The 12,207-nt window shown below is 72.5% G+C and carries 11 protein-coding genes; 6 read left to right on the forward strand and 5 right to left on the reverse strand.

Annotated elements, in window-relative coordinates:
• Positions 1-68 precede the first annotated feature (68 nt).
• The 4 genes from SLINC_RS39895 to SLINC_RS39910 form a co-directional block, all read right to left on the reverse strand.
• Complete coding sequence (locus SLINC_RS39895) at positions 69-731, reverse strand: hypothetical protein (protein WP_067443301.1); 663 nt, start codon at positions 729-731, stop codon at positions 69-71.
• Positions 732-886: 155 nt separating this feature from the next.
• Positions 887-3,013, reverse strand: coding sequence for an MMPL family transporter (locus SLINC_RS39900; protein ID WP_079164953.1), 2,127 nt, complete (start codon positions 3,011-3,013; stop codon positions 887-889).
• A gap of 184 nt (positions 3,014-3,197) precedes the next feature.
• A complete protein-coding gene (locus SLINC_RS39905; protein ID WP_067443302.1) occupies positions 3,198-3,512 on the reverse strand; it encodes a hypothetical protein in 315 nt (104 codons plus the stop codon).
• Positions 3,509-3,862 carry an ArsR/SmtB family transcription factor gene (locus SLINC_RS39910; RefSeq protein ID WP_067443303.1) on the reverse strand — a complete coding sequence of 118 codons (354 nt, stop codon included), beginning with the start codon at positions 3,860-3,862 and terminating at the stop codon, positions 3,509-3,511. The genes SLINC_RS39905 and SLINC_RS39910 overlap by 4 nt, the downstream gene beginning before the upstream one ends.
• A 232-nt stretch (positions 3,863-4,094) precedes the next feature.
• Between SLINC_RS39910 and SLINC_RS39915 the strand changes: the two genes are divergently transcribed.
• The 3 genes from SLINC_RS39915 (at position 4,095) to SLINC_RS48220 (ending at position 8,089) form a co-directional block, all read left to right on the forward strand.
• The gene (locus SLINC_RS39915) at positions 4,095-5,279 is read left to right on the forward strand and encodes a sensor histidine kinase (protein WP_067443304.1); all 1,185 of its coding nucleotides are present in this window, start codon (positions 4,095-4,097) and stop codon (positions 5,277-5,279) included.
• A gap of 81 nt (positions 5,280-5,360) precedes the next feature.
• Positions 5,361-6,029: a response regulator transcription factor gene (locus tag SLINC_RS39920; RefSeq protein ID WP_067443305.1), complete on the forward strand. Its 669-nt coding sequence runs from the start codon at positions 5,361-5,363 to the stop codon at positions 6,027-6,029.
• A 137-nt stretch (positions 6,030-6,166) separates the two neighbouring features.
• Positions 6,167-8,089, forward strand: a complete 1,923-nt coding sequence (locus tag SLINC_RS48220; protein ID WP_067443306.1) for an alpha/beta hydrolase — start codon at positions 6,167-6,169, stop codon at positions 8,087-8,089.
• Here the strand turns inward: SLINC_RS48220 and SLINC_RS39930 are convergent.
• On the reverse strand, positions 8,080-9,180 hold the full coding sequence (locus SLINC_RS39930; RefSeq protein ID WP_067443307.1) for an acyltransferase family protein: 1,101 nt from the start codon (positions 9,178-9,180) through the stop codon (positions 8,080-8,082). The two genes, SLINC_RS48220 and SLINC_RS39930, sit on opposite strands and share 10 nt — an antisense overlap.
• A gap of 236 nt (positions 9,181-9,416) precedes the next feature.
• Here SLINC_RS39930 and SLINC_RS39935 point away from each other — a divergent pair, with 236 nt between their 5' ends.
• The 3 genes from SLINC_RS39935 (at position 9,417) to SLINC_RS39945 (ending at position 12,177) form a co-directional block, all read left to right on the forward strand.
• Entirely contained in the window at positions 9,417-10,022 is a 606-nt protein-coding gene (locus SLINC_RS39935) for a hypothetical protein (RefSeq protein ID WP_067443308.1), read from the forward strand.
• A gap of 83 nt (positions 10,023-10,105) precedes the next feature.
• Entirely contained in the window at positions 10,106-10,969 is an 864-nt protein-coding gene (locus SLINC_RS39940; RefSeq protein ID WP_079164954.1) for a hypothetical protein, read from the forward strand.
• Between the two features lie 158 nt (positions 10,970-11,127).
• On the forward strand, positions 11,128-12,177 hold the full coding sequence (locus SLINC_RS39945) for a LacI family DNA-binding transcriptional regulator (RefSeq protein WP_107406743.1): 1,050 nt from the start codon (positions 11,128-11,130) through the stop codon (positions 12,175-12,177).
• The last annotated feature ends 30 nt before the right edge of the window (positions 12,178-12,207 follow it).

The raw sequence follows: 12,207 nt of genomic DNA on the forward strand, positions 1-12,207 counted from the left end.
GTGACTCCAGGCACGGGATGGGGCGGACGGCCGTACGGCGGCGGGTACGAACCGCCGCTCGGCCAGGGTCAGTTGACGGGAGCTGCCGCTGCCGGGGGCGGGCCGCGCCGTGTCACCGCGTCCGCGAGGATCCGGTTCATGGCGGGCCGTCGCTCGCGCTCGGCCGGCACCAGGACCGGCACCTCGGGGCACGCGGCCGCGGCCTGTCGTCCCGTGACCAGGGTGCGGACGACGGTGAGGTGGGCCCTGATCCTGCCGAACACCGCCGTCACCTCGCGGGCCGGCGTCCAGCAGGCCGCGTCCGCCCGGTGCAGCAGGATCGCGACGAGTACGGCGGCCAGCGTGTGCGCGACCGTCATGGTCACGGAGTCATGGAGCCGCTCCTGCCAGGGCGAGCCGGGGCTGTGTCCGATTTCGTGCGCGGACCCGGGGCCGTGATGTGGCTCGTCCGCCCCGGGCCGGGCGTGCACGGTGAGCGTCAGCCACAGGTGCAGCCCCGACTGACCGGCGACGCCCCAGACGACGACCGTGGCCGCGTGCCGGGGGCGGCGCGTGCCGATGAGCCCCAGCCCGAAGAGCACGGCGGCCGCGGCCGCACCCTGCGCCCAGGGCGGCGGGCCGGGGGAGAGCAGGTGGTGGGCGCTCACGCCCAGCATGGTGCCGACGGCGGCGAACACCGCCGCCCGGAGGACGGGCAGCGGTGCGCGCGGCGACGTGATCGGCTGGTGCATGGCCCGCTCATCATGGGCCATCGCTCATACGCTCGGCAGGCAGGTCGGGGAAAGAGGCCGAGACCTCACACACAGCCCACCGAACAGAAGGCCCCAGGACCGGCAGTCCCCGAACCGGCAGCCCACCGTCGCTTCACCGGCAGCTCACCGTCGCCTCACCGGCGTACACCCCGTGCCCGAACCGGAACCGCCGAGGCCGCCGGAGCCCGGACGGCCGCTCCCGCTCCGTCGTCCGCACCGTGACCGAATCGGCGGAAAAGCTTCCCCGGCCACCAGAACCACCGTCCCAGGTCGATGGCGAGGGCGGGCACGAGGACCGTGCGGACCAGGAAGGTGTCCAGCAGGACGCCGACGCCGACGAGCACACCCATCTGGGCCATGGTGACCAGCGGCAGCCCGGCGAAGACGGCGAAGGTCGCGGCGAGGACGACACCGGCCGAGGTGATCACACCGCCGGTGCTCGTCAGGCCCTCCAGGACGCCCCGGGCCGGGCCGAGGCGCGCCGCCTCCTCCTTCACCCGGTGCATGAGGAAGATGTTGTAGTCGATGCCGAGCGCGACCAGGAACACGAAGCCCAGCAGCGGGATCGACCAGTCGACGCCCGCGTGGCCCAGGACCTGTTCGAAGAGGAGGTTCGAGGCGCCCAGGGCGGCGAGGTACGACAGCACCACCGTGGCCAGGAGCAGCAGCGGGGCGACGAGGGACCGCAGCAGCCCGATCAGGACACCGAGGACGACCAGCAGCACGATCGGGATCACGGTGGTGAGGTCGCGGTCGGCGGCCCGCTGGGTGTCCAGCGTCTCGGCGGTGGTGCCGCCGACGAGCGCGTCCATCGGCCCCACGGCCGCCCGCAGCCCGTCGACGGTGTCCTTGGCCGCCGCGCTGTCCGGTGCGTCGGCCAACACCACGGACAGCGTGGTGAGTTCGCCGTCCGGGGTGCGGTCGACGGCGTCGTTCACGCGCGCGACCCCGTCGACCGCGGCGGCGGCCGTACGGACCTCGGCCGCCCGGTCCGTGCCGGTGACGATCTTCGCGGGGTCGGAGGCCCCCGACGGGTAGTGCGCGGAGATCCGCTCTTGGGCGACGACCGACTCGGGCTTGTCCTGGAACATCTCGGCCTGCGTGAGACCCATGGACATGCCGGCCGCGCTCAGCGCGAGCACCCCGGTGACGGCGATGGACATCAGCCACGACCAGCGGGGCCGCAGAGCGACGGCGGCACCGATCCGGGACCACACCGTGTGCGCCTTGCGGGCGGGCGTGCCGTGGCGCGGAACCAGGGGCCAGAACACCCAGCGGCCCGCGACGACGAGCAGCGCCGGCAGCACGGTGACCATCGCGAGGAGGGCGCAGACGACCCCGACCGCGCCGACCAGGCCCAGCGACCGCGAGGAGTTGATGTCGGCGAAGGCCAGACACGCCAGTCCCACGGCGATGGTGGCGGCCGAGGCCAGGATCGCCGGGCCAGAGCGGCGCAGCGCGATACGCATGGCCGTGTGTCGGTCCTCGTGGCGGTGGAGTTCCTCGCGGTAGCGGGCGATCAGCAGTAGCGCGTAGTCGGTGCCGACGCCGAAGACGAGCACCATCAGCACGCCCGCGCTCTGCGGATTCACCGGCAGGCCGGCGTACTTGGCCAGCAGGTAGGTGCAGACCTGCGTGAGGACGGCCGCGAAGCCGACCGAGAACAGCGGCAGCAGCCACAGCACCGGACTGCGGTAGGTGATCAGCAGAAGCACGGCCACCACCAGGCCCGTGGCGAGCAGCAGCGTCGAGTCGAGGCTGTCGAAGACGGCCACGGAGTCGGTGAGGGAGCCGGCGGGACCGCCGACCTCGACGTGCACGCCGGGCGGGGCGTTGGCGTGGGCGATCTCGCGCAGTTCGTCGACCTTGGTGGTGACCTCGTCCTCGCTGTCCAGCGGGACCACTGTCATCAGGGCCTTGCCGTCGTCCGACGGGACCGGCCGCGCGACCTCCTCGCCGGCGGGCGTGAACTTCGCGAACGCGGTCCGGTCGGCGGCCGCCTTGGCGCCCGGGTCCGTGCCGGTGTAGACGACCACGGCCGGCACGACCGTGTCCGTACGGAACTTCTCCAGCTCGGTGTTGACACGCGCGGACTCGGCCCCGCGCGGCAGGAAGGTGTTGGCACTCGTGTCCTCGACGTCACCGAGCTTTCCGGCCAGCGGGCCGAGGGCGACGACCACGATCAGCCAGGCCGCCAGCACCAGCCACTTGCCGCCCCGCCCGCCGGGCGCACGGGCGACGCGCTGCAACAGCGCACGCATGAGTAATCTCCTTGTGTGGGAAGCGCGCCGCCGGTCGGTGACCGGCATCGGGGCGCACGGGACCCGCACCACGGCGCACAGGGTGTGACGACCTGCCGTGGCGTACGGGATGGGTGTGACCGATAGGTGTTCTTCCTCGGTACGGCCGGGAGTTGCCGCTCCCGGCCGTACCTCTGCCCCGGTGCTACTCGATCTCGCGCATCATCTTCTCCATCGAGCCGACCGCCAGCCGGGTCTGCGTCAGCTCGTCCAGGGTCTGCCGCTGCTCCTCGACCGTCCGGCGCTGCAACTCCACCGTGTCCTCCAGGAGTCGGGCGTACTTGGCGGCGAGTTCCTTGTACTGCTCCTCACGTGCCGCCAGCATGCGGGCCCGCCAGGTGGCGGCGACCTGCCAGACGATCACGATGAGCAGGGCGAAGAGCCCGGCCGCGCCGACGGCGCCGACCAGCACCCCCCACTCGTCCTCAGTGGCGGCGAGGGTCACCAGTTGCTCCTTCACTTCGCTTCCTCTTTCTCGGTCCGATCGGCGGACTCGGTGATCGTCGCGGCCGCCCGGGCGATGACCTGGGGCGTCAACTCGTAGAAGAAGGGCGCGACTTCGAAGTACTTCATCGCCTTGCCGTCCTCGGCGAGTTCGAGCGTGCCGACGACCAGTCCGGCCGCCTCCAGGCGCTGTAGGTGCATGTGCAGCAGCGGGCGGCCCATGCCGATCTCGCGGGCCAGCGCGCTGACGTAGTTCCGGCGCTCCACGAGTGCCGCGACGATCCGCAGACGGTGCGGATTGCCGAGCGCGGAGAGCACCTTCAGCAAGGTGTCGCCCGTCGGTGCCGGAGGCGGGACCTCGGGCATTGCGGCCCCTTTCCGTCGTACCTGTCAGAAAAGGCTGACAGGCGCGGGGAGTACCTGTCAAAGTTTTCTGACACCTCTCGGGGAAGATGGGGGACGGATGGGGGACATCTCAGGGTCGGCTCAGGGTCAGTGCGAGGCTCGGCTCGGATTCGCCTCCGGGCCCCACGGTCGCCGACCGCGGATACTCCCGCCGTCGTATACGCCCCCGCATCCCCCCTCCTACGGTGGAAAGGTGACGACCTTCGACCGTCCGGCCGCCCGCTTCAGGGCACTGCCGCCGCGCGCCGTGGACCTGCTGGTGGTGGCCGTGGTCGCCTGGTTCACCGGACTGGACGCGGCGGCGAACGACCCGCAGTACCAGCAGGCCGACTCGTTCACCTGGCTGCTGCTGGCGGTCTCGCTGGCGGTCCTTGCATGGCGGCGGCGGTGGCCGGTGCCGGTGGCGCTGGTGACCGGGGCGGCCTGCGCGGGCTGGGCGCTGCACGGGCACATCGGCGAACTGCTGAACCTGCCGACGATCGTGGCGCTGTACACGGTCGCCGTGCGGGGCGACCGCACCCGCACCCTGTGGACGGGTCTCGCCGCTTCACTCGCCTCCGGGGCGGTCGCGCTGGCCGTGGGCCACGACGTGGTCAACCCGCAGGGGCTGCCGGTACTGGAGATGCTGTGGCCGCTCGTGCCGCTGCTGCTCGGTGAAGTCGTACGCACCCGGCGGCAATTGCTCGACGAGTACACCGCCCGCGCAGCCCGCGCCGAGCAGGACCGGGAACGCGAGACGGCCCGCCGGGTGAACGAGGAGCGGGTACGGATCGCCCGTGAGCTGCACGACGTCGTCGCGCACACGGTCACGGCGATGACCGTCCAGGCGGGCGTCGCGCTCGACGCGTTCGACGTACGGCCGGAGGTGGCGCGGCGGGCCCTGCGGCAGGTGCGGAACTCCGGCAAGGATGCGGTGCGCGAACTGCGGGCGACGGTCACCGTGCTGCGGGACCCGGGCGGCGACCCGGCGGAACCCGCCCCCGGGGTGGACCGGATCCCGGAGCTGGTCGAGCGGTTCGCGGGCGGGGACGTGGAGATCACACTCCGCCGGCAGGGGGAGCCGGAGCGAGCGGCGCCGGTGGTGGGGCTCGCCGCCTACCGGATCGTCCAGGAGGCACTGACGAACGTCGTCAAGCACGCGGGAGCCCGGCACGCGACGGTCACGGTCGTCCGGGAGAACGACCGGCTGACGGTGGAGGTCGTGGACGACGGCGGGCCCTCCGGGACGGCGGAGGGCGGCTTCGGGCTGATCGGAATGCGGGAGCGCGCGCTCGCCGCCGGCGGCACGATCGACCACGGGCCGCGTCCCGAGGGCGGTTTCCGGGTACGGGCGGTGTTCCGGGCCGACGGTGAGGGTGACGGAGGACGGCGATGGTGACGGGGGACGGAGGACGGCGATGGTGACGGCGGAGGTCGCGGACGGCGGCAAGGGAGGGTTGATCGTGACCGGAGGTGGACGATGACCGTGCGGATCGTGCTCGCGGACGACCAGACCGTCGTCCGCGCCGGGTTCCGCGCCCTGCTGGACCTGACCGACGACCTCGTGGTGGTCGCGGAGGCCGCCGACGGGAAGCAGGCCGTGGAGGCGGTACGCCTGACCCGGCCCGACGTCGTCCTGATGGACATCCGCATGCCCGGCGTCGACGGCATCGAGGCCACCCGTCGCATCGCCGCCGACCCCGACCTGGACGCCGTACGGGTGCTGGTGCTCACGACGTACCAGGTCGACGCGTATGTCTTCGAGGCGCTGCGGCACGGCGCGGCCGGCTTTCTGCTGAAGGACGTCGAGCCGGACGAACTGCGGGCGGCGATCCGCGCGGTCGCGGACGGAGGGAGCCTGCTCGCGCCGGCCGTCACGCGCGCGGTGGTGGAGGAGTTCGCCCGGCTGAAGGCGCCCGAGGCGGCGGGCCGGGAGCGGCTGGCGGTGCTGACCGCGCGGGAGCGCGAGGTGATGGCCCTGGTCGCGGGCGGGCTCGGCAACGAGGAGATCGGCGCGGCCCTCCTGATGAGCCCGCTGACCGCGAAGACCCATGTGAGCCGGGCGATGACCAAGCTCGGCGCACGGGACCGGGCCCAGCTGGTGGTGCTGGCGTACGAGACGGGGCTGGTCAGGCCGGGCGAGCGCTGACCCTCGCCGCGAGCCCGGCCCGGGCCCCTGCTCCCTTGGGAGTAGCCACCGACTCCCGGCGGCGGATGTCCGGATCGTGCGGTCTTCCTACGGTCGTGGGCATGGACCAAGAGCCTTTCCGTGAACGGAGTTTCACCATGCCGTGGACCCCCGCCCGCCTGCGGCTGCTGCTCGTCCTGGTCGTCGCCGACCTCCTGCTGTCGGCCGGAGTCTCCCGCGCTCACGCCGGGGAGACCCGGCCCGCGTCCCACGGAGCGCGGATCACGGCCGAGGACGAGGTGGGCGAGCGCCTGGTCGACCTCACCGTCGACTCGCCCGCCCTGGGCCGCACCGCGAAGGTCCGGCTGCTGACACCGGACGGCTGGGAGGACCGCGAACCGGGCGACACCTGGCCGACGCTGTACCTGCTGGTCGGCGGCGACGGCAACCACAAGGCCTGGACCGAGGACTACGACGCCCGCCTCAAGGGCCTGCGCCAGCTGCGGGACGTCCTCGTGGTGATGCCGGAGATGCCGCTGTTCGGTTTCTACAGCGACTGGTTCAACCGCGGCCGGGGCGGCCCGCCCGCCGTGGAGACCTTCCACCTGCGCGAAGTGCGCCCCCTCCTGGAGCACCAGTACGGGGCGGGCACGCGTCGTGCGGCCGCGGGGGAGTCGCAGGGCGGGTTCGGGGCCCTCTCCTATGCGGCACGTCACCCGGGCCTGTTCCGCGCGGCGGCGAGCTACAGCGGCTTCGTGCATCCCAGCCGGCACCCGCACGCGGTCAAGGCCGCGATGACCTATCTGGGCCTGGACTGGCAGGCCCTGTGGGGTGACCCGGTCGACCAGCGCGCCGTCTGGCGGGCCCACGACCCCTACCACCTGGCCCACCGGTTGCGCACCACACCGGTGTACCTCTCCAGCGGCGACGGCCGGGCCGGCGTCCTCGACCCACCGGGCACCGAACCCGACCCGGAGATCCCGGGACTGGAGGACCCGGCCGACCCGTTCCCCGAGGACGCCATCTCCCCGACGGAGACCCTCATGCACCGCGAGTCGCAGGCGGTGGCCACCCGTCTGAGGGCCCTCGGCACCCCGGTGACGACACACTTCTACGCGGGCACGCACTCCCCGCCGTACTGGGCCCGCGAGTTCCACCGCTCGCTGCCCCTCCTCCTGGATGCGCTGCGCGAGCCGGAGGTGCGAGCGCAGGAGCGCGTGGGGCACCGTCAGGTCGACCTCACCGTCGACTCCCCCGCCCTCGGCGGGACCGCCAAGGTGCGGTTGCTGACCCCGGACGGCTGGGAGCGGCGGCGGCCCGGCGACACCTGGCCCGTGCTCTACCTCCTGCACGGCGGGTTCGAGCCGGAGACGTACAAGACCTGGATCCGCGAGTCCGACATCGAGGAACTGCCCGCGCTGCGGGACGTCCTCGTGGTGATGCCGGAGGGCGGGCAGGTCGGGTTCTACAGCGACTGGTGGAACCACGGCCGGGGCGGCCCGCCCGCCTGGCAGACCTTCCATCTGGACGAACTGCGCCCGCTGCTCGAACATCACTACGGCGCCGGAACACGCCGTGCCGTGGCCGGACTGTCGATGGGCGGCTTCGGCGCGGTGTCCTACGCGGCCCGCCGCCCGGACCTGTTCCGCGCGGCCGCGAGCTTCAGCGGGCCCGTCCACCTCCTCCACCCCCGCATGCGCGAGGTCTGGCCACAGATGGAGGAGGCCTACGGCGACGACCTGGACGCACTCTGGGGCGACCCGGACGCCCAGCGCGCCGTCTGGCAGGCACACGACCCGCACCACCTGGCCGAACGCCTGCGCCGTACGCCGGTGTACCTGTCCACGGGAGACGGCACGCCCGGACCGCTGGACCCACCGGGCAGCGCGTACGACCCGGCCGAAGCCGTCATCCACGACCTGACCCGGTCCCTGCACACCCGGCTACGACAGCTCGGCGCACCGGTGACCGGCCACTTCCACACCGGCTCCCACCATCCGGCTTACGGGGAGCGGGAGTTGCGCCACGCGCTGCCCCGGCTGCTGCGGGCCCTCGCCCCGGTGTCAGGAGGTCATGCGTGAGCCGGAGCCGACTTCCTGTCGCGGCGGAACGCCCAGTCCATCCCCGGCTCCATCACGCACCGGAAGACCCGCCGCACGGGAGAGGTGCACAGGACGGTCACGACCACGCCGGCGACCAGGGTGACGGCGATCGTGCCCAGCGGGGAGTGGGGCCAGTCGTGACGGAACCACTCCCAGTGGTTGCCGGCCTGGATGAAGAAGCCGTGCAGGAGATAGCCGTAGAGGGTGCCGGCGCCCAGGGTGGTGAACCACATCCGCCGTCCCGGCACCCAGGAGAGGAAGCAGGCGACCAGGGTCAGGGAGCAGCCGAACAGGGCGAGTGCCATCAGGGGCCCGTACCACGCGGGCACACCGAACTCCTGGGCGCTGGCGCGGTGGAAGAACCAGGCGTAGTCCATCCGCGGCACCGCCCAGTAGGCGAAGGCCAGCGCGGACAGGAGGACCGGCACCGCCAGCAGCCGCGTCCGCCAGGTGCGCACGAGCTGGAAGTGCTCCGGGCGCAGGCACAGGCCCAGCACGAAGTAGGGCAGGAACTGCAAGGTGCGCTGGAGGTCGAGGTCCGCGCCGATGGTCGGTGACAGCGACGCCAGTGCCGCTACGGTGAGCGCGACCGGCAGCGGGTGGCGCAGCTTGTTCCAGATGGGCGTGGTCAGCCGCCAGATGAACAGCGCCGCCAGGAACCACGTCAGATACAGCGGGTCCAGCAGGCTGACCGGCCGGTCCGGGACGCCGTCGGACCACCGGGTGAAGTAGGTGTACGCCGTCTCGAACACGACGTAGGGGACGACGACCCCGGTGACCAGGCGCTTGATCTTCCGCGGACTCGCGTCGAAGCTCCGCGAGAAGTAGCCGGAGATGATGATGAACGCCGGCATGTGGAAGGCGTAGACGACCGTGTAGAGCGCGGTGACGGTACGGCTGTCGGAGCGCAGCGGCTCCCAGGCGTGCCCCATCGCCACCAGAACGATCGCCAGGTACTTGGCGTTGTCGAAGAACGCGTCGCGCCGTGCCGTTCTGGCCGTCGGACGCACCGGCCCCTCGGATGCGCGGGGGACGGAGGTCGAGACCGGGGAGGGGGAGAACGACGACATCCGCCGCGCCTGACCGTTTCCGGGCGGTCCCAAACCCCTGCGGCGGTGAGAGGCCGGTCATACCCTGACGGGCGAATGCCGACCAGCAGCCGACAGAGGGCGCCAGACGGAGGAAAGGCGCTGGTCAGGGCCGCCTCGCGGGCCGTCCCGGCGGCGCGCGGGCGCTGGGACCGGTTGCGGCGGGGTGTGGGCCTTCTCACGGTGGGCCCAGGACAACGCAATCGAAAGGAACGCGCATGCGCCCCCTGGTATCCCGCGGTCTCCTCCTGCCGCCCCTGTTGTGCTCGGCCCTGCTGTTCGTGCCGGTCGGCACCGCCGCGGCAGTGAGCGACATCCACGCGGAGACCGCGGACCGGACCACCGTGGCGTGGTCCGCCCCGGCCGCGGAAGCGATCGCGGGGCGGCTCGACGTACTGGAGAGGGCGGACCACGAGGACGTGTTCGCCCCGCTGGTCGACGCGGTGAACTCCATCGCCCTGACGGAGGACGGCCGCCTCGACCCGGCCGAGGCCACGCGGTACGCCGAGTCCGTACGGGCCGCGCACGCCACCGTGCAGCAGCGGCTGATCGCCGCCGGCCTCCCCGAGACGGCCCCGGAGTCCAGGGCGGCCGCGGACCCCGTGTCGGACCTGCTCGCGTCGCTCCAGAAGGCGGTCGAGGGGCTGCTCGGCTCGCTCACCAAGCTCGACCTGGGCGGGGTCCTGGGCGCCGTCACCGGCCTGCTGACGCCGGTTCTCGGCCTGGTCACGGGGCTGCTCGGCGGCGGACTGCCCAAGCTCCCGGCCGAGCTGCCCGCGGACCTGCCGGCGGACCTCCCGGCCGCGGGCGCCCCAGCCGGCTGACCCACCGTCAGAAAGCGGCAACCCGCCGGGCGTCGGCGGCGACCTGAAGGTGAAATCCCGTCCCCCACCGAGGGAGTTCACCTGTGCGCACCCATCTCGCACGTCTGGTCGCCGTCCTCGCCGCCGTGGCCGCGCTCCTCGCCGCGCCCGGCACGGCCGCGGCGGAGGTGTCGGCCCCACGGCAGGCAGCCGCCGACTGGAACCCGCCCGCGAACCTGGTCCAGCCCCTGAACGAGGTCTGGAACCACGTCGAGTCGACCTACCCGAACCTCTACGGCTTCCGCAACTACGGCTGGGACCAGCTGGTCGCCAACCGGGGAAGCGTCAACTACTGCGTCCGCTGGGAATCCGACGCACCCGTCTCCGCCGCCCTGCGCGACCGCGTCCACACCGGCCTGAAGAAGCAGTTCGGCAAGTGGATGGCGGCCATGGTGGACAACGGCACCGGCCACAACGCCTGGCCCTACTCCACCGTCCCCGTCAACATCGTCGGCTGGGCGGTGAAGAACCGCTCGACCCTCCAGTGGACCGACAACTCCGTCGACATCTACGCCGGGAACCTCGACGGCGGCGGAGCCCCGCAGTGCGCCCCCGACTGCGGGCGCTTCTTCCACCAGGACGGCAACTACTCCAAGTGCCCGGGCGGCGCCGCCCGCCACTACGACCAGTCGCTGTGGCTGACCAAGGGCTTCCAGGGCGGCGCGGGCGGCGACTGGGGCCAGCGGGTCGGCCAGGAGTACTTCACCGGGGCGCTGGACCAGGAGAACATCCACATCTATCTGCACGAAGTCGGCCACACCTTCGGCCTCGACGACTTCTACGACTGGACTCCCACCGGCCAGTGCTGCTTCCTGATGAAGGCGGGCAGCGCGGCGCAGATCACGGAGTTCGACAAGTGGATGCTCCGCGACTTCTGGCGCCACCTGAAGAGCCGCTACGGGCTCTGACGTTCACAGCGTGCTCCTCATGGTCCACCGGGTCGCGTCGTACGAACCATTGACGCGGCCCGGTGTCGCCTGTCACTGTCCTGACTACGTAGTCAACGGCTTCCGTCGGCACTTGTGCGAGGCGCGTTGACTACGTAGTCCGACGACAGGGAGACCTCATGACGGCATCCGGCCCCACCCCCGGCCGCCGGCGGCGCGGTCCCGGTATGACCGAGGTCGCGCGGGCCGCCGGGGTCTCGCAGAAGACGGTGTCACGGGTCGTCAACGGCGAACCGCACGTCAGCCCGCAGGTGCGCGACCGCGTCCTGCGGGTCATCCGCGAACTGGACTACCGTCCGAACAACGCGGCGCGCGCCCTGCTCCTGGGCCGCTACCGGCGGATCGGCGTCGTCTCCCTGGGTACCGCCCTGTACGGCCCGTCGACCCTGCTCATCGCGCTGGAACGGGCGATGCAGCGGGCCGGCTACTCCTTCGCCCTGGCCGGCACCCTGGAGGGGCAGCAGATCTCCGTCGCCGTCGAGGCACTTCTGGAACAAGGCGTGGACGGCATCGTGCTGTCCGAGCCGATCGACGACGGCACACCGCTCAGGATCGGCGCGGACGTGCCCGTGGTCAGCCTCGCCGAGGGCGTCGAACTCACCGAGGGAGCGGGCGCGGTGGTCGGCGCCGACGGCGTCGCGGCCGCCCGCCTCGCGACCGAGCACCTGCTCTCCCTGGGCCACCGCACCGTCTGGCACATTCCGGGACCGCAGAACTGGTGGGCCGCCCGCGACCGCCTGCGCGGCTGGCGCGAGGCACTGGCGGCCGCCGGCATCCCCGAACCACCCCTGCCCACCGCGGGCGACTGGAGCCCGGCGTCCGGGTACGCCGCCGGCCGGCAGCTCGCCCGCCTCGCCGACGTCACCGCCGTGTTCGCCGCCAATGACGACATGGCCCTCGGCGCCCTGCGCGCGTTCGCCGAGGCCGGACTGACCGTCCCCGACGACGTCAGCGTCGTCGGATACGACGACATCCCCGCCGCCGCCTACACCTCACCGCCCCTGACCACCGTCCACCACGACACGGCCGCCCTCGCGGACCATGCCGTCGACGTGCTGATCGCGATGATCGAGGGCAGCCCTCGCCCGGACCGACCCACCGGCCTCGCCGTCGAGTTGACCGTACGAGCCTCCAGCGGACCGGTGCGCGACCAGGCCCCCGTCGCCTGACCCGCGCACCACCCTGCCCGCGTGCACCGC

The sequence above is a fragment of the Streptomyces lincolnensis genome, from assembly GCF_001685355.1.
GTDB lineage: Bacteria > Actinomycetota > Actinomycetes > Streptomycetales > Streptomycetaceae > Streptomyces > Streptomyces lincolnensis.